Source organism: Variovorax raffinosi, from assembly GCF_051216615.1.
Lineage (GTDB): Bacteria > Pseudomonadota > Gammaproteobacteria > Burkholderiales > Burkholderiaceae_C > Variovorax.
Genome location: NZ_JBPJZR010000002.1, coordinates 887,984 through 905,833 on the forward strand (window position 1 = coordinate 887,984; position 17,850 = coordinate 905,833).

14 protein-coding genes are annotated in these 17,850 nt (G+C 68.3%); 8 read left to right on the plus strand and 6 right to left on the minus strand.

Translation table 11 applies throughout. The features are described from left to right. Positions 1 to 111: 111 nt before the first annotated feature. The 4 genes from ACSFB7_RS10080 to ACSFB7_RS10095 are packed head-to-tail and all read left to right on the plus strand — an operon-like array spanning position 112 to position 3,486. On the plus strand, positions 112 to 1,032 hold the full coding sequence (locus tag ACSFB7_RS10080; protein WP_435469535.1) for a branched-chain amino acid ABC transporter permease: 921 nt from the start codon (positions 112 to 114) through the stop codon (positions 1,030 to 1,032). Continuing rightward, entirely contained in the window at positions 1,029 to 2,024 is a 996-nt protein-coding gene (locus ACSFB7_RS10085; protein ID WP_435469537.1) for a branched-chain amino acid ABC transporter permease, read from the plus strand. The genes ACSFB7_RS10080 and ACSFB7_RS10085 overlap by 4 nt, the downstream gene beginning before the upstream one ends. Beyond that, positions 2,021 to 2,776: an ABC transporter ATP-binding protein gene (locus ACSFB7_RS10090; RefSeq protein ID WP_435469539.1), complete on the plus strand. Its 756-nt coding sequence runs from the start codon at positions 2,021 to 2,023 to the stop codon at positions 2,774 to 2,776. The genes ACSFB7_RS10085 and ACSFB7_RS10090 overlap by 4 nt, the downstream gene beginning before the upstream one ends. Then, on the plus strand, positions 2,773 to 3,486 hold the full coding sequence (locus tag ACSFB7_RS10095) for an ABC transporter ATP-binding protein (protein WP_435469541.1): 714 nt from the start codon (positions 2,773 to 2,775) through the stop codon (positions 3,484 to 3,486). Before ACSFB7_RS10090 ends, ACSFB7_RS10095 begins: the two co-directional genes overlap by 4 nt. 15 nt (positions 3,487 to 3,501) lie before the next feature. Here the strand turns inward: ACSFB7_RS10095 and ACSFB7_RS10100 are convergent, their stop codons facing one another. The 5 genes from ACSFB7_RS10100 to ACSFB7_RS10120 form a co-directional block, all read right to left on the minus strand. After that, positions 3,502 to 3,846, minus strand: coding sequence for a hypothetical protein (locus ACSFB7_RS10100; protein WP_435469543.1), 345 nt, complete (start codon positions 3,844 to 3,846; stop codon positions 3,502 to 3,504). A gap of 23 nt (positions 3,847 to 3,869) precedes the next feature. Further along, positions 3,870 to 4,325: a FecR family protein gene (locus ACSFB7_RS10105; protein WP_435469545.1), complete on the minus strand. Its 456-nt coding sequence runs from the start codon at positions 4,323 to 4,325 to the stop codon at positions 3,870 to 3,872. A gap of 14 nt (positions 4,326 to 4,339) precedes the next feature. Beyond that, the gene (locus tag ACSFB7_RS10110; protein ID WP_435469547.1) at positions 4,340 to 8,152 is read right to left on the minus strand and encodes a beta strand repeat-containing protein; all 3,813 of its coding nucleotides are present in this window, start codon (positions 8,150 to 8,152) and stop codon (positions 4,340 to 4,342) included. A gap of 23 nt (positions 8,153 to 8,175) precedes the next feature. After that, positions 8,176 to 9,795 carry a ShlB/FhaC/HecB family hemolysin secretion/activation protein gene (locus ACSFB7_RS10115; RefSeq protein ID WP_435469549.1) on the minus strand — a complete coding sequence of 540 codons (1,620 nt, stop codon included), beginning with the start codon at positions 9,793 to 9,795 and terminating at the stop codon, positions 8,176 to 8,178. 164 nt (positions 9,796 to 9,959) lie between these two features. Beyond that, positions 9,960 to 11,186 carry a multidrug effflux MFS transporter gene (locus tag ACSFB7_RS10120; RefSeq protein ID WP_435469551.1) on the minus strand — a complete coding sequence of 409 codons (1,227 nt, stop codon included), beginning with the start codon at positions 11,184 to 11,186 and terminating at the stop codon, positions 9,960 to 9,962. Positions 11,187 to 11,261: 75 nt separating this feature from the next. Between ACSFB7_RS10120 and ACSFB7_RS10125 the strand changes: the two genes are divergently transcribed. Continuing rightward, the gene (locus tag ACSFB7_RS10125; RefSeq protein WP_435469553.1) at positions 11,262 to 12,221 is read left to right on the plus strand and encodes an AraC family transcriptional regulator; all 960 of its coding nucleotides are present in this window, start codon (positions 11,262 to 11,264) and stop codon (positions 12,219 to 12,221) included. Here the strand turns inward: ACSFB7_RS10125 and ACSFB7_RS10130 are convergent. After that, complete coding sequence (locus ACSFB7_RS10130; RefSeq protein WP_435469555.1) at positions 12,205 to 12,909, minus strand: SDR family oxidoreductase; 705 nt, start codon at positions 12,907 to 12,909, stop codon at positions 12,205 to 12,207. The two genes, ACSFB7_RS10125 and ACSFB7_RS10130, sit on opposite strands and share 17 nt — an antisense overlap. 260 nt (positions 12,910 to 13,169) lie before the next feature. Between ACSFB7_RS10130 and ACSFB7_RS10135 the strand changes: the two genes are divergently transcribed. The 3 genes from ACSFB7_RS10135 (at position 13,170) to ACSFB7_RS10145 (ending at position 17,605) form a co-directional block, all read left to right on the plus strand. Continuing rightward, complete coding sequence (locus ACSFB7_RS10135; protein WP_435469557.1) at positions 13,170 to 13,808, plus strand: RNA polymerase sigma factor; 639 nt, start codon at positions 13,170 to 13,172, stop codon at positions 13,806 to 13,808. Then, positions 13,805 to 14,884 carry a FecR family protein gene (locus ACSFB7_RS10140; RefSeq protein ID WP_435469559.1) on the plus strand — a complete coding sequence of 360 codons (1,080 nt, stop codon included), beginning with the start codon at positions 13,805 to 13,807 and terminating at the stop codon, positions 14,882 to 14,884. Before ACSFB7_RS10135 ends, ACSFB7_RS10140 begins: the two co-directional genes overlap by 4 nt. A 309-nt stretch (positions 14,885 to 15,193) precedes the next feature. After that, positions 15,194 to 17,605, plus strand: coding sequence for a TonB-dependent siderophore receptor (locus ACSFB7_RS10145; RefSeq protein WP_435469561.1), 2,412 nt, complete (start codon positions 15,194 to 15,196; stop codon positions 17,603 to 17,605). Positions 17,606 to 17,850: the final 245 nt, after the last annotated feature.

The following is a 17,850-nucleotide window of genomic DNA, read 5'->3' on the forward strand; positions in this document are numbered from 1 at the left end:
GCGCGCACTTCGTGTCGCGTCTCCTCCCCCTATCGGGGGCAACACTGAGGTCCGGCAAAGCCGGTTCCTCGGTGTTCCTTGAATGAAAACGCGGGCAATCCTGTTGGTTCTATGAGTGGAATTCTTGTTCTGGAGCAGTTGCTCAACGGCCTCGGCTATGGGCTGATGCTGTTCCTGCTGGCGGCCGGGCTCACGCTGGTGTTCGGCATCATGGACGTGCTCAACCTTGCGCACGGCTCGCTGTTCATGTCGGGCGCGTATGTGGCGGCCGAGGCGCACACGCGCACCGGCTCTTTCACCGCCGCCATCGTCATCGCGGTGGCGGTCACCGTGGTGGTGGCGCTGCTGCTCGAAGTGCTGCTGATGCGCCGCCTCTACACGCGCGACCACCTCGCGCAGGTGCTCGCCACCTTCGGCGTGATCCTGGTGGCCGACGACATCGTGACGATGGTCTGGGGCCCGTCGCCGATCATGGCGCCGACGCCTGCCGCGCTTTCGGGGCCGGTCAACCTGATGGATGGCCTGCCCTATCCGTCCTACCGCCTCGTGATCCTGGTGGGCGGGCTGCTGGTGGCGCTGGCGCTGTACCTGCTGGTCAACCACACGCGCATCGGCATGCGGGTGCGCGCGGGCGCGTCCGACCGGCCGATGGCCGAGCTGATGGGCGTGCGCGTGGGCCGCATCTTCAACGGCGTGTTCCTGCTCGGCGCGGCATTGGCCGCACTGGCCGGGGCGCTGATGGGCCCGATCGTCGCGGTGCAGGTCGGCATGGGCGAAGCGATCCTGATTCCGGCACTGGTGGTGCTGGTGATCGGCGGCATCGGTTCGGTGCGCGGCGCCTTCGTGGCCGCACTGCTGGTGGGCGTGGTCGATACCGTCGGACGCGCCTTCGTGCCGATGCTGCTGCGCGCGACGCTGCCACCGGCTACCGCAGCAGACCTCGGCCCGCTGTTCGCCGAAGTCGCGATGTACGCGCTGATGGTGATTGTTCTGATCTTCCGGCCCTCGGGGCTGTTCTCGGCGCGCGCATGAAGCCCTCTTCCTCATCTTCACGCTACATCGGCCTCGGGCTGGTCTTCCTGCTGCTCGCGGCGTTTCCGCTGGTCGCGCCGCTGTTCGGGCTCGAGTTCTACATCGGCTTCGTGCGGCGCGTGCTCATCGTGGCGCTGGCCGCCGCGAGCCTCAACTTCATCCTCGGTTTCGGCGGCATGGTCGCGCTGGGGCATGCGGGCTTCATCGGCATGGGCGCGTACACAGTGGTGGCGCTCAGCGATGCGGGCGTGATGTCGGGCTGGATCATGTGGCCGGCGGCCGCACTCGTGGCCGGCCTCGTCGCCGCGCTGATCGGCACGGTGGCGTTGCGCACGCGCGGCGTGTACTTCATCATGACCACGCTGGCCTTCGCGCAGATGCTGTACTTCGTGGTGGTGTCGCTGCGGCGCTATGGCGGTGACGACGGCTACACGCTGATGTCCCGTCCCACGCTGCTGCCCGGCCTGGACCTGGGCAACGAATCGAACTTCTACTGGGTGGTGCTGGCCATCGTCGCGCTGGCGCTGTGGTGGCTGCACCGCGCGACGCAATCGCGCTTCGGCCATGCGCTGATGGGCATTCGCGACAACGAGACACGCATGCGGGCGCTGGGCTATCCGGTGTTCAGGCTGCAACTGGTGGCGTTCGCGATCGCGGGTGCGATTGCCGGGCTGGCCGGTGCGCTGCTCGCGGGTGGCAACGGTTTCGTGAGCCCGGCGACGATGCACTGGACGCAGTCGGCAACGCTGCTGGTGATGGTGGTCATCGGCGGACTCGGGCGCAGTTGGGGCGGGCCTGTGGGGGCTGTCGTGTGGCTGGTGCTCGAAGAAGCGTTGAAGCAGCACACGGAGCATTGGCACATGCCGCTCGGGCTGCTGTTGATTGCCGTTGCGTTGTGGGCGCCCAAAGGGTTGGCCGCACTGTACAAGCGCCGCCTGCCCCTCACCCCTACCCTCTCCCCAGAGGGGCGAGGGAGTAAGACAACACCATGAGCCTTTTCAGAATCGAAGGGTTGGTCAAGCGCTTCGGCGGACTGCTGGCCACCGACCATGTGAACCTGACCGTGGAGCGCGGCGAAGTGCATGCGCTGATCGGGCCGAACGGCGCGGGCAAGACCACGCTGGTGAACCTGATCACCGGGCTGCTGAAGGCCGATGCCGGTCGCCTGCTGCTCGACGAGAAAGACATCACCTCGCTGAAGGACCATCAGCGCGTGGCCGCCGGCATGTCGCGCTGCTTCCAGGTCACGCGCGTCTTCGCCAAGGAGACGGTGCACGACAACCTGATGCTCGCGGCGCAGGCCCATGCGGGCAGCAGCCTGCGCTTCATGGCGCCGCGCGCGAAAGAACGCGACCTGATCGACCGCGCGGTGGCACTGGCCGACCGCGTGGGCCTGGGCAGCGAACGCGATCGCATCGCGGGCACGCTGCCGCACGGTGCGCAGCGCGCGCTCGACGTGGCGCTGGCGCTCGCGGCCGAACCCAAGTTGCTGCTGCTCGACGAGCCGATGGCCGGCATGGGCCCGGATGAATCCGCGCGCATGGTCGAGCTGATCGAATCGCTGCGCGCGTCGATGGCCATCCTTTTGATCGAACACGACATGGACGCGGTGTTCCGCCTGGCCAACCGGCTCACGGTGCTGGTGCAGGGCAAGGTGCTGATGAGCGGCACGGCCGACGAAGTACGGGGCCACCCCGATGTGCAGGCCGTCTACCTCGGCACCGAAGCGGAAGGCCATTCATGACCACGACATTGCTCGAAGCGAAGGCCATCGAGGCCGGCTACGGCGCGAGCCAGGTGCTGTTCGGCATCGACATCGACATCCGCCCCGGCGAAGTGCTCGCACTGCTGGGCCGCAACGGCATGGGCAAGAGCACGCTGCTCAAGGTGCTGACCGGCACGCTGGCACCGATGCGCGGCCACGTGAATTTCGACGGCACGGCCATCGGCGGCCACAAGCCCGACGCCATTGCGCGGCGCGGCGTGGCCATCGTGCCCGAGGGCCGGCATGTGTTTCCGAACCTCAGTGTGGACGAGCACCTGCGTGCCTTCGCAAGGCCGCGCCCTGGCAGCGCACCACGCTGGACGGTGGAGGCGCTCTACGGCTTGTTCCCGCGCCTGTCGGAACGCAAGGCCAATGCGGGCAACCAGCTCTCGGGCGGCGAGCAGCAGATGCTGGCGATTGCGCGTGCGCTCTCGACACACCCGCGCCTCTTGATCCTCGACGAAGCCACCGAAGGCCTCGCACCGGTGATCCGCGAGGAGATCTGGCATTGCATCGCCACGCTCAAGGCCGAAGGCGAAGCGATCCTGGTGGTCGACAAGTACGTGCAGCGCCTGCTGCCGCTGGCCAACCGCCACGTGATCCTCGAACGCGGACGCGTGGTGTGGCAGGGCGACTCGGCCGCGCTCGACGCCGACCGCTCGCTGTGGACGCGCTACCTGGGCGTCTAGGCCTTCAGTCCGCGCCTAGCGCACTTCGCAGTCGACGGCATTCGACTTGGGTGCACCGCCGTTCGACGCAACGGGCGTGCTCGAACTGAACGCGGGCGGCGGCGTGAACGGTATGCCCGGGTTCGCCGGCAACATCACAGGCGGTTGTCTGAACGAGGGCGCGTAGCCGAACTGCCCCGAGCTGAAATTGCTCGTACCCGCCGGATTGGTCACATGGATCAACCCATCGAGCACCTGCACGTAAAGACCGGGCGCCCGTCCGGCGCCGGGCACCGGCGGCACGTTGTTCTGTGCAAGAGCGGGCGTCGCTGCCATCGCGACCACGGCGGCAAGCAAGGCGAAGAAGAGTTTTTTCATCATCGGTGTCTCGCGAAGGTGGCGGTTCAGGGCTGCTGCAGGGACACGACCATGCTGGCGTTGCCCTTCAGTGCGCCCATCGGCGTGTTGATGACGGTGGCGTCCTTGCTGCGCTGGCCCACGGCCCCGGCGGTGCTGCGAAAGCCGCCTTGTGCAAGGCCCAGCTCGATGCTGTCCTGCTGCGGCTTGCCGGCGTCGTAGTCGTAGCGCGTCACCACCAGCATCGACTGCGGCTGCAGGATCAGCTCGGCGCCGTCGTTGAACTTCAACTGCGCGTAGGCGTAGCTCTCGGTCATGAGCGTGTCGCCCCGGCGGATCTGCGAGTCCACGGCCAGGAGCCGGGTGGTGCCTTCGGCGCTGCGAACGACCAGCACGCCCGACAGGTTGGTCACCGTGCCGACGGCTTGTGCGTGGGCGGCTGTTGCCCCTGCGAGCGATGCGGCAAGGGCCAGCATGCCGGCGATGGATTGGAACGGTTTCATGGTGTGGGCCGGCCTCAGTTGCAGTACATCTTCTTCGCGGGCGCGCTGGACTTGGGCTCACTCGTCGCTACCAGCTTGGTATCGGCCTTGTCCTTGTCATCGGGCTTGTCCTTCGACTTCGGATCCGTGATGAACACAGCGCCGTTCATGGGCAGCAGCATGGTCACGACGGTGCTGACGACTTCATTGGCCGCCTGCTGCACAGGCGCGACCGGTGCCGACGCCGTCGGCGGTGACAGGATCTGGCAGAGCGCCGAGTTGGGCGCGATCGTGCAGATGTCGGCGGACGGTGGAGGCGCCACCGCGGGCGTCGATGCCACGGCGGAGCAACCCGCCAGCGACGGGCTCACCGCGCACATGGCCGCGCTCGGCAGCACGGCGGAGCAGCCTGGCAGCGCAGCGTTCACGGTGCAAGAGGCCAGCGTCGGCAACACGGCGGTGCAACCCGGCAGCGCGGCGTTGGCGGTGCAGGCGTTCAGTGTCGGCAGCACGGCCGAGCAGCCCGGCAATGCGGCATTCGCGGTGCACGCCGCCAGTGTCGGCGCGGTGACGGCCAGCGCACGCGCCACGGTCGCGCTGCTCGACGGATAGCTGACGAAGAGCGTGGCGGTGCTGCTGCTCGATGCCACGGGCGGCGCATTGACCTGGGCGAAGGCGCCGCTGTTGTATGCGCCGCGCGCCACCACGAAGTCGGCCGTCGCGCCGTTGGCGGGCACGAAGCCGCCCAGCGTGCCGAGGTTCAGCGTGCCGCCGAGGTTGGCCGATCCGTCCACGTCGAGCAGGTCGAAGCCGTCGTTGCCGAGCCGGATGTTCAGCACGCCGCTGCTGCCCTGCGTGTAGTTGCCCTGCACGGCAAGCGTGCCCGTGGCGCCGGCCGTGCCGGGCGACACGGTACCGTTGTTGAACAGCGTGGTGTCGCCACCCAGCGCGATGGTGCCGCTGCCCGCGATGCTGCCGTTGTTGTACAGGTGGGAGTTGTCGCTGCCCAGCGTGCTGCCGGCCTGCAGCACGATGGCGCCGTTGTTCGGGTTGTCGGCGCCCAGGCGCGCATCGAGTTCGCCTTCGTTGATCAGGACCGTGCCGCCGGCCAGGTTGGCCAGCGGTACATAGGCCGTGCCGGCGCCGCTCTTGACGACGGTGCCGCTGTTCGCGAGCCGCCCGGTGTCGCCCGCGGTGAAGAGCGGCCCGGCGCCCGAGGTGTCCGCCGCGATGCGCACGGTGGCGTTGGCATCGTTGGTGATCGTGCTGCCCGCAACCAGCGTCACATGCGATTGCGCGGCGAGGTTGAGGGCCGCGCCCGCCTTGTTGTTGAAGGCGCCGCTGCCCTGGAAGACCAGGCTGGCCGGCGACGCCGCGCCGAGGTTGACGGTGCCGTGGTTGTTCCAGGTCGTCCGGTCCAGGATGTCGAGCCGAGCCCCGTCCACGCTCACGAGGTTGCGCGTGGTGAGCGCGTAGCCCTGCCCGTTGATCGTGGCCGCCTCGCCGATGGCGAGCTGCGGCGCCGAGGCACCGATGTCCACCGCGCCGAGCAGCGTGATGTAGTTCTTCCAGGCCATCGTGCCCGCGCCGGCAAAGGCGACGTGGCTGTTCAGGCTCACGCTGTCGAGCGTCAGGCGCGTGCCGCCTGCAACCTGCACCTGCCCGTCGAGCGAAACGCTCTGCAGCGTCAGCGTGCCCGTGTCGACGCGCACCGTGCTGCCGGTGCTGTTGGCCATGCCGCTGTATCGCTGGTCGCTGGTGCTGTTCTTGATCAGCGTGCCGTTGTTGACGAAGTTGCTGACGAAGGCGCCCGAGCCCGCGAGCACGTCGGACTGCGTGCCCGAGGTGGTGATGCTGCCGTTGTTCTCGAAGTAGGTGCCTTCGTTGCGCGCATTGATCGCGCCGCCGCCGATCACGGTGATGGCCGCGCCGTTGCGCCATGCGGTGGCGCCCCGCAGCATGACCTGGCCGTCGACCACCACGGGCGCGCCCTGGGTCGAGAGCGAACCGCCCCCGCTGCTGTAGAGGTTGGTCGCGTGCAGCACCAGGCTGCTGCCACCGGCGCCGAACACCATCGCCGTGCCGAGCGTCACGTCGCCGGACCACTCGACGGTGCCGGTGCCGGTGAAGCCCGCACCCGCATTGAAGCCATGCCCGCCCGAGAGCGACAGCGTGGCGCCCGTGCCTACGTCGAAGCTGCCGGTGTGCGTGCCACCCTGGCCGAGCACCGCGATGCCCGCGCCGCTGACCGACACCGTGCCGGCGTTGTTGAGCACGCCCGAGACCGGCGTGCCCGCGACACCCACCGCCAGCGTGGCGCCCGATGCGACATTGACGCTCGCCGCGTTGATCGTCGAGCCCGGCAGGCCGAGCGTGGTCGTTCCGCTCACGATGTCGAGCGTGCCGTTGCCGTTCTGCATCACGCCCTCGGACACCGTGAGCACGCCGCCGTGCAGGTCCATGCCCGCGTTGAGCTTCACCGCATGGTTGTCGGCGGGATAGTCGTTCTGGTAGTTGCTGTTGAGGTTCAGCGTGAGCGCGCTCGCGCTGCTGCTGATCGGTGCGTTGATGACGATGTTGTTGCTGGCGTTCAGCGTCAGCGCCGATTCGATGGCCCCGGTCTTGGCGATGGCCGACGAGACGGTGATGTTGCCCTGGTCGATGTCCGTCGCCGGATTGCCGCGGCCGGTCGTGATGCTCACGTTCACGCCCTCGTTGAGCTGCGCCGTGACGACGTCGGCGCCGATCTGCGCGCCGGTGTCGGTCGAGCTGATGGCGCTGCCGCCGGTCGCGTTGTTGCTGCCGCCACCGGCCACGATCTCGATGCTGTAGGGGTCGATGTGCCACTCGCCGCCCTTGCCTACCTTGGGCACGTTGACGACGTCGAGCGAGCGTTGGCCCGAGGTATCGACATAGCCGCCGCGTCCCGCGCTTCCGGTGGCCGACACGCGCCCGTCGATGGCGGCCGCGCCGTCGGCGTAGAGCTGCACGTTGCCGCCCGTGGTGCCGTTGGCGCTGATGTCGGAGGCGGCCGTGGTCTTGAGGTCGCCCGACGCGCGCAGGAACACGCGGCCGCCCTCGCGCACCACGCTGTCGGCGTTGATGCTGCCGCCGTTGCTCACCAGCCCCGCCGCCAGGCCGATGCGGCCCGCCTCGGCGGCGATGCGTCCGAGGTTCTTCACCTCGCCGGCCGTGCCGGTGATGGCCACCGAGACGCCCGGCGTGCCGGTGTCCATCAGCTGCACGCTCTGGCCGGCCGCGAGCAGGATCTCGCCGTTCGGCGCGGTCAGCGTGCCGGTGTTGGTCACGCTCGGGGCGACCATGTAGATGCTGCCCCCGCTGGCGGTGGTGATGGTGCCCGCGTTGCGGATTTCGCCGGCGGTGGCGCCGGCCTTGAAGGTCAGGCGGCCCGCCAGGAAGTCGCTGTCGTTCACGTTGAGCGTGCTCGCGATGAAGCTGCCGACGTCGATGCGCGCACCCGGGCCGACCATGATGCCGGCCGGATTGATGAGCCACAGCGCGCCGTTGGCCTTGATCTGCCCGTAGATCAGCGACGGGTCGCCGCCGATGGTGCGGGCGAGCAGCGCCGAGGTGCTGCCGGGCTGGCGGATATCGACCAGCGCGTCCGCGCCCACATTGAAGGTCGCGAAGTTGACCAGCGCCTGCGGCGTGCCCTGGTTGATGTTCAGCGTCGTGCCGTTGCGCACGATCGAGACGTTGCCCGAGGTGACGTTCCACCCGGTCGGCAGCGCGCCCGGCGCGAGCTGTGCCCACAGGGGCGTGCCGATCACGGCGCACGCGGCGGCGATGGCAAGGGAGATGAAGCGGGGGCGTAGGTGCAAGCGCATGAGGGTCTGCCTTGTGGAGAGGGTCAGAACGCCAGCATGGCGCTCAGGTGCGCGCGCCAGTCGCCGCGCTTCTCGGTCAGCGAATTGCCGGCGTCGTTGACGCGGGCGATGTCCAGCCGCAGGTTGAAGTCGCGGCTCCAGGCGTAGCGCGCGCCAACGCCCATGCTCGAGACGGTGACGTGGCGCGGCACCGAAGTGCCCGCCACGCGGCTGTTGGCGCCGTAGCCGGCGTCGTAGAACACCAGCGCGCGCAACTGGCCCGGAATGCCGGTCAGGCCGGCCAGCTCGGGCGAGTACAGCTCGGCGTTGACGATGGCGCCGCTGTCGGCCGCCACCGCACGCTCCTGGAAGCCGCGCACCAGCGACAGCCCGGTCAGGCCGAACTGCTCGCTCGACACCAGCGGCGTGCGCGCGTACTGCGCGCTGCCGTTCAGGCGCACCTGCCAGTCGCCCGACAGGCCCTTGAACCACGAGGCCGCGCCGTGCAGCACCACGAAGCCGTCGCGCGTGTCGCGGTTGCCGGGCGTGAGGTACGAGTAGCGGTCGGTGCGGCCGTCGACATTGGTGTAGCGCGTGCCGCTCGCAAGGTTGCGCGAGATGCCGACGCTGTAGCCCAGCGTTTCGCCGACGCCTTCGCGCTGGCCGATGTAGGTCAGGCTCAGCGGGGCCGTGGTGTAGGGCACGCAGGACGCGATGGGCGGCGTGGGCGGCGCGATGCTCACGTCTTCGCCGCCGATGTTGCAGCGCGAGTCGATGCGCTTGCGGTCGATGCCGAGCACGAGCTTGGCGCTGTACTCGCCGCTGCGGCCCAGGAAGTGGTTCCAGCGCAGGCCGTAGATGTCGCCCTTGCCGGTGAAGCCCAGCACGCCGCCCAGCGTGGGCGAGCTGGCCGGCGAGTTGGCGCTCGACTTGCCGTAGACAAAGTCGATGCTGTCGCCCAGCGCATAGAGCGGAATCCGGTAGCCGAGCGAGAACAGCTCCAGGCGCATGCCCGAGGGGCTGTCGGGCGAGGTGGTGTAGGCCAGCGTGCCCACCTGGTCGCGGTCGAACAGGTTGGCATGCTGCAGCGCGATGCCGGTGCGCCAGCGCCCGCTCGCGGGCGTGCCGGTGTTGTCGAGCGTGGCGATGAGGCGCAGCGGGTTGTTGTCGGTCACCGCCACCTTGGCGTCGAGGGTGCCGGGCGTCGCGCCTTCGCTGAACGACACGCCGATGCGCTTGGCCGGGCTGTCGTTGGCCAGTTGCACCGATTCGGAAATGGCACGCAGGTCCGGCACGCGCCCCGGCTGCAGTTGCGGCAGGCTGGCGCGGATGTTGTCGGTGCTGAACCGGTTGTTGCCGGTGACGGCAACCGCGCCGATCACGGGCTGCGTGACCTTGAGCTTGACGATGCCACCGGTCAGCTCCTGCTCGGGCACCGAGACCTTGACCATCGTGTAGCCGGCCTTTGCGTAGGCCTGCTGCAGCGCATCGATGGCGCGCTGGATGTCGCCGTAGGCGCGCCCCGGGCCCGTCAGCGGGCCGACCAGCCGGTCGATCTCGGCGGGGCCGAGCAAGGTGTTGCCGTCGACCTCGAAGCGCACGATGTCGAAGCGTTCGCCCTGCGCACCCGCGCCCAAAGCCACCGCCACAAGTGTCGCGGCCACACCACATCGAACCCACCACTGTCTCATCGCGCGTCGCCTCATTGTTTTTGTTCCACCAGCAAGCTGAACAAGAGGGCGCCATCGTGGCGATGTTCAGAATAGATACGAATGGTATCTTGATGTAAACAAAAGTGTAAAGAGGACGGACCCGGAGCGGCGCGGAATCAGGTGCTTGGCACCTCCGTCCGCTGCCCGCCGTGGCTGCCGCCACGGCCCAGGACGCGCAGTGCCAACGCACCGACGACGACCGAGCAGCACGCAATGCCCGCCACCATCGGCAGCGGCGTGCCGTCGGCAAACGGCGCGACCAACGCCACGGCCACTGCGCCACCCGCGAAGTTCATCGTGCCCAGCAGCGCCGATGCGGTGCCGGCCCGCGCGGCATGCCCTTCCATCGCGACCACGAAGGTGGACGGCACGATCACGCCGTTGAGCCCATACACGGCCATCAGCAGGCCGACCAGCACGCCGAGGCGGTCGACGCCCGCCAGCGTCAGCACCAACAGCAGCGCGGTGACGGCAACATGCGCCATGACGGCCGTGCGCAGCACGCGCCGGATGCCGAAGCGCGCCGCGAGCCAGCCGTTCATCTGCGAGGCCGCGATCATCGACACGGCATTCAGCGCGAACAGCATGGCGTACAGGCGCGGCGACACGCCGAAATGCGTGCTCATCACGAAGGACGAATTCGCGACGTAGATGAAGAAGCCCGACAGCGTGAGCGAAGCCATGAAGGCCACGCCCATGAAATGCCGGTCGCGCAGCAGCACGCCGTAGCCGGCCATCGCGCCGCGCAGGCTGCTTTGCAGCCGCGCCGCCGGTGGCCGCGTCTCGGGCAGCAGCAGCGCCACCATGGCCACGGCCAGCACCGCGAGCGCGCCGATCACCCAGAACACCGCGCGCCAACTGGCCGCGTCGGCGACGAAGCTGCCGACCAGCGGCGCAAGGATCGGCGACACGCTGTAGACCAGGATCAACAGCGACATGAGCCGCGCTGCTTCGGCACCGGTGTGCAGGTCGCGCACCACCGCGCGCGGCGTCACCATGCAGGCACAGGCGCCGAGCCCTTGGAGGAAGCGGAACGCGATCAGCACGCCGATGCTGGATGCCAGCGCGCAGCCGATGCTCGCGGCCACGAACACACCCAGGCCCACGTACATCGGCCGCTTGCGCCCGAACATGTCCGACAGCGGACCGGCCACCAGCTGGCCCATGCCGGTCGCGATGAAGAAGGCCATCAGGCTGGCCTGCACCGCGTGCGGACCCGCGCCCAGCGCATGCCCGATGGCCGGCAGCGCGGGCAGGTACATGTCGATAGCCGACGGTCCGATCGCGGTGAGCAGGCCCAGCACGATGGCGTAGCGGGAAAGTTGAGCGTTCGATGAGGACATGCGCCGATGGTCGCGCCGCGGGCTGGATGATTGAATAATCAACAGCCCGCATTTCCTATTCATCCGTACAAAACCATGGACCCCTTGTCCGATGTGCTGTCGATGCTCTCGGTGAGCAGCACGCTCTCGTCGCGCTTCGAGGCGCGTGGCCTGTGGGCGTTTCGTTATTCGCACTACGCCTCGCACATCAAGCTGGGCGGGGTGCTGGAGGGCCGGTTCCGCCTGCAGGTCGAGGGTGCCGGCGCACCGGTCGTGCTGGAGGCGGGCGACTTCTTCCTGCTGACCAACGGGCAGCCTTTCACGGCCTCCAGCGATCCGCCCGGTCCGCTGCAGGACGGCGTGCAGATCAGCCGCGACCATCGCGGGCCCGATGGCGTGTTGCGCTACGACGGCCAGGGTGCCGAAGGCGGCCCGCTGGCCGTGATGGCCAGTGGCCGCTTCACCCTGCATGGCGAGGCCGGCGAACTGCTGTTGCGTTATCTGCCGCCGCTCATTCACCTGCGCGCAAGCGATCCCGGTGCGCGACCGCTGGTGGGGTTGCTCGACCTGCTGGCATGGGAAACGGCCGAGCTGCGGCCGGGCGCATCGCTGGCGCGCACCAACCTCGCGGCGCTGGTGCTGGTGCAGGCATTGCGCGTGTACCTGGCCCATGCGCCGCAACCTGAAGGCTGGCTCGGCGCGATGGCCGATGCGCGCATCGGCGAGGCGCTGTCGCAGATGCATGGCGACATCGCGCGGCCATGGACCGTGGAGCGTCTCGCTCAGTCAGCCGGCATGTCGCGCACGGCCTTCGCGGTGCGCTTCAAGACGTTGACCGGCTCGACGCCGCTCGACTACCTCGGCGGCTGGCGCATGACGGTGGCGCGCAATGCGCTGCGGCATGGCGACGAAGCCATTGCACGCATCGCCGAACGCGTCGGCTACCAGTCGGAAACGGCCTTCAGCGCGGCGTTCAAACGCACCGTGGGCGAAAGCCCGGGGCGCTTTCGAACGTTGAGCCGCGACGGCGCGGGCCTCGTCACACCGAGCGCGTGATCCCGCCGTCCACGCGCAGGTTCTGCCCGGTGATGTAGCCCGCGCCTTCCGATGCGAGAAAGCCGATGACGGCGGCGATCTCGCTGCTCTTGCCGTAGCGGCCCATCGGAATGCGCGAACGGAACTCGGCCTTCTCGGGCAGGCTGTCGATGAAGCCGGGCAGCACGTTGTTCATGCGCACGTTCTGTGCGGCGTACTTGTCGGCAAAGAGCTTGGTGAAGGCTGCAAGGCCGGCGCGGAACACGCCCGAGGTCGGGAACACCGGGTCGGGCTCGAAGGCGGCGAAGGTCGAGATGTTGATGATGGTGCCGCCGCCCTGCGCCACCATCAGCGGTGCCACGAGCCGGCTGGGGCGCACGGCGCTCAGCAGGTAGACGTCCATGCCGCGGTGCCAGTCTTCGTCGGTGATCTCCAGGATCGGCGCGCGAGGGCCGTGGCCTGCGCTGTTGACCAGCACGTCGACGCGGCCCCATTCGTTGGCGACGCGGTCCACGAGCCGCTTCACATCATCGTTCGACTGGTTCGAGCCGGTCACACCGATGCCGCCCAGCTCGGCCGCGAGCGCTTCGCCCTTGCCCGACGACGAAAGAATGGCGACGCGAAAGCCGTCGTCCGCGAGCTTGCGGGCCGCGGCGGCGCCCATGCCGCTGCCGCCGGCGGTGACGATGGCTACTTTCTGATCCGACATGTTGGTTTTCCTTTGTGCGAGTGAGCCCCGTATTTAGCCAAGGATCGGCATTGCGCGCTCGATACAATCGCCGCCGGCTTCATTCAGCCATCCGACATCCGCACGTAGCCAGGCCCGCCGGCCGCCCTCGCCGTTCCACGGCGCAGGGAATTCGCCAATCCGGATCCATGACATCCCGGTGCGCGCGTGCTCATTTCCCCGATTGCCATTGCCGACGAATTCGTGGTCCTGACCTTGCCAGGACAGGACGGGCCGCGCCCATGAACCGGGGCTCCCTGCCGTCCCCCGCGCACGAGCGCGACGACACGGCAAGCGCCAACGGCCAGCTCGCCAGCCTCTACGCACGCTGGCGCAAACCGCTGGTGCGCCTGTTCCGTGGGCGGCTGGGCAATCACGAAAAGGCCGAAGAAGCCGCGCAGGACGTCTTCGTGCGGATGGCTGTCGCGGGCAAATCGCTCGCACCCGAGGAAGAAGAACCCTATCTGCGCACCACGGCGCGCAGCGTCTCGCTCGACGAATGGCGCCGCAACGGCCGCAGCGCGGCGCCCGAAGTCGTGTCGATGGAAACGGCCGCGAACGAGCTGGCCGCACTGCCGGCGGACGACCGTCAGTCGCCGCTCGAACTCGCCGCGCACCGCGAGCGCCTGCAGCGCCTGGACGAAGCCGTGGCCGAACTCCCCGAGCGCCAGCGGCAGGCCTTCCTGCTCAACCGCATCGACGGCCTGAGCCACGACGAAGTGGCTGCCGCGATGGGCATTTCGGCGCGCATGGTGGCCAAGCATCTGCAACGGGCCATGGCGTATTGCCAGTTGCGCGTGAAGTACCCGAGCCTGCAGCGGATGACGCAGTTGCATGTTCACGATGAAACAGGCGACGAAGAGCGCCAGGAGACCCCATGACCACGACGACACGGATTCCCGCAGGCCTGTCACCGCAGGCGCTGCTCGCGCTGCACGAGACGGCGGCCGCGTGGTTCATGCGGCGCAACGAAGCCAGTTGGACCGGCAGCGACGAACGCGCGCTGGACGCATGGCTGAATGCGGCGCCCCTGCACCGCGAGATCTACGACGGCATGGCGCTCACCAGCCATGACCTTCATCAGATTCCGCTGGCGGAAGACGCGTCGTGGCGCATTGCCGCTTCGCCTGTCGCGCCCGTCGCCCCAGTCTCACCCGTCGTGGCCAGGCAGGTCGGCCGTCGCAAGCGCCCCGCCACTCTCTTCGGCCGCCGCGATTGGGCTGCGGCGCTGTCCGCAGCCCTGGCCGTCGTCGCGGTCGTGGTGCTGGCTGGTGGCTATGGCGTGCACCGCTGGGCCAACACCGCCACGTACACGGCCGAAGTCGCCACCGCGCGCGGTGAAACCCGGCACGTCGATCTGCCGGACGGCAGCAGCGTCGTGCTCAACACCGACAGCACACTGCGGGTGCGCTACTACCCGCGCCGGCGCGAGATCGTGCTGGACCAGGGCGAGGCCTTCTTCGAAGTCGCGGCCGACACCGGCAGGCCCTTCACGGTGGACAGCGGCATCAGCCAGGTCAAGGTGGTGGGCACCGCCTTCAACGTGCGCGCCGCGCCGCCGGAGACCGTCGTCAAGGTGCTCCGGGGCCGGGTCGAAGTGCGCCCGGACCGCCATGCAGCCGAGCCGCAGGTGCTGGTGATGGGGCCCGGCGCCGGCCTGGCCGTCGACCCCGTCACCGGCGCGCACCACAGCGTGCCGGCCGCGCCCGCCACCATCGGCGACTGGCGCACCGGCCAGATTCAGTTCCAGCGAACGCCGCTTGGCGAGGTGGCGCAGGAACTGTCGCGCTACCTGGGTCGGCCGGTCACGCTGGCCAGCGCGGACCTGGCGCAGCAACCGATCTCGGGCGTTGCCGCCACGGCCACACCCGAAGCCTTCCTGCAGGCGCTGCCCGAATTTCTTGCGTTGCGGGTTCAGCGGCAACCCGACGGCAGTTGGCGCATCGCCAGACGATGAGCCGGCCGATTCGCCGACCCGTTGTCGCTTGCCGCCACCGGAACAAAAAATTTCGGGCTTGACGCGCAACCCTGGGTTCTGACTTTCAGCGGGATCTGCGTTTTATATGTGTGAGGGCCGCGAATTCTTCGCGCCCTCCCGACTGCCAGCCAAGCAGCTCGACGGCCTGCGCCCTCGTTCTATCCAGCCAACGGTCTCCATCACCGGCGCGGGCACAGTCCCGCGCGGATCGACGAACGAACAGGAACACAGATGCGAGCAGCAAGGAATTTGAGGGGCGCGGTCGCGCGCGGGGCATTGGCGGCGGGCATGCGCAACGGGGCCGGCGCTTCGGTCGCGGCAGTGGCGGGTGCGCTGGCCATGCTGGCCGCGGCCGGCACGGTGCAGGCACAGGAGGCTCGCGTCCAGTTCAACATTCCGGCGCAACCGCTGGCGAGCGCGCTGCGCGCCTTTGCCAGCCAGGGCAGGCAACAACTGCTGTTCGACGAAGACAAGCTGGCCCGGTTGCGCGCGCCGGCCCTGAACGGCAGCTACACGCCGCGCGAGGCGCTCGACCTGCTGCTGTCCGGCACGGGCATCGCGGCCACGCGGTCGAGCCCCGGCTTCTTCACGCTCAAGGATGCGCCCGCCGCTTCCGGCGCCGCCTTGCCGGCCGTGACCGTCACGGCGACCAGCGACAACACCAGCGAAGGCACGGGCTCGTATGCCGCGCGCGCCAGCAACAGCGCGACCCGCATGAACCTGTCGTTGCGCGAGACGCCGCAGTCGGTGAGCGTCATCACGCGCCAGCAGATGGACGACCAGGCGTTGACCAACGTGCCCGAGATCCTGGAGAAGACCGTGGGCGTGACGGTCGGGCGCAACGACAGCGAGCGCTCGACCTTCTATGCGCGCGGCTTCTCGATCGAGAACTTCCAGTTCGACGGCGTGCCCAACACGATGGACAGCGCCGCGCAGTACACGACCTCGCTGGGCGACAGCGCCATCTACGACCGGGTGGAAATCGTCAAAGGTGCCACCGGCCTGCTCACCGGTGCGGGCAACCCGTCGGCCACCATCAACCTGGTGCGCAAGCGGCCGACGCCGGAGTTCGAAGCCTCGGTCTCGGGCAGCATCGGCTCGTGGGACAAGCTGCGCGGCGTGGCCGACATCTCGGGCCCGCTGAACGCCAGCGGCAGCGGGCGCGGGCGCGTGGTTGCGGCGGCGCAGAACGCGAACTCGTACGTCAACCACTACGGGCGCGACACGCGCAATCTCTACGGCATCGTCGAAGTCGACCTGGCGCCGCGCACCCTGCTCAGCCTGGGCGTGGACCACATGGAGACACGCGCCAACGGCGCCAGCTACGGCCACATTCCGCTGTTCTTCAGCGACGGCCGGCAGACGCATTTTTCGCGCTCCCTCAATCCGGCGACCAACTGGAGCTACTGGAACAACGAGAGCACCAACCTGTTCTCGACGCTCAAGCACGAGTTCGACAACGGCTGGAAGCTCGATCTCTCGGCCAGCCGCCTGCGGCAATCACGCGCCGTTGAAGTCGGGGCCGCGAGCTACGGCTCGCTCGACGCCGTGACCGGTGCGGGCCTGAACGTGCTGTCGGCCAAGATCCCAAGCGACGCCACCACCAGCGCGGTGAACCTTGCGCTGTCGGGGCCCTTCGAGCTGTTCGGCCGCGAGCACGAACTGTCGATAGGCCTGGGATGGTCGCGCCAGGCGCGCCGTGCGCCGGGCTACTCGAACGACTTCAGCCCGGTGCCGAATTACTTTGCGTGGGACGGCTATTTCGCCCGGCCCGACTTCGTGCACCAGGACGACCGCACGACGCGCATTGCCGAAAAGGGCGCTTTCGCTGCGGTGCGCCTGCGCCCGGCCGACGGATGGTCGGTGATCCTGGGCACGCGCGTGAGCTGGTACAAGCTGCACGACAGCACGCTGGGCCTGGACGGCACCTACAAGGTGGCCGACGACATTGCGGTGACCCACAAGACGATTCCGTATGCGGGCGTGGTGTATGACGTCAACCGACAGTGGTCGCTGTATGCGAGCTACACCGACATCTTCAACCCGCAGACTTTCTACAAGGATTCGTCGGACCGTGCGCTGGCGCCGCTGACAGGCAATGCAGCCGAAGTCGGCATCAAGGGCGAGTTGCTGGACCGCCGGCTGAACACGAGCCTGGCGTTGTTCTACGTGAAGCAGAAGAACGCGGCGCAGTATTCCGGCAGAAGCGACGCCACGGGCAACGAGATCTACAAGGCGGTGGACGGCATCACGAGCAAGGGGCTGGAGCTGGAGGTGTCGGGGCAGCTCACGCCGTCATGGAACATCGCGGGGGGCTACACCTTCCGCATGTCGCGCATTCCGCCGCAGCCCAATGAGATCCTGAGTTCGGTCAACACCAATCAGCCGAAGCATCTGGTGAAGCTGAGCACGAGCTATCGTTTGCCGGGCGACTGGAGCCGGTTGACGGTGGGTGGTTCGCTGTCGTGGCAGAGCAGCACGTACTACCAGACCTCCGACGGCACCGGCTGGCGTGCCAATCAGCCTTCGTATGCGGTGGTCGGTCTGATGGCGCGCTACGAGTTCAATCGCCATCTGAACGTTGCGCTCAACATCAACAACCTGTTCGACAAGGTCTACATGCCGGGCCTGGGCTCTTACAGCACCGGCGTGTATGGCGATCCGCGCAATGCGCTGCTGACGGTCAACTACAAGTTCTGACGTTCGGGGCTTTGATGCGTGGCGTTTTTTTGAGGCGCTGCTGTTCAAGGCGGGTTCATTCGGGGGCGGGTGCGAATGACACCAGGTGCTCCCCTCCGCGAATGTCCCCCGCTTCGCTCCTCCTTTATTTCGCTGCGGGGAGCACCTGGTGCCATTCGCACATGGACACGCTGCTGGTGTGCAGCCGATCAACGACTGCTCTGTCCAACGCTCGCACCGTGTCGGCGTGAGTGCCGCCCTGAACA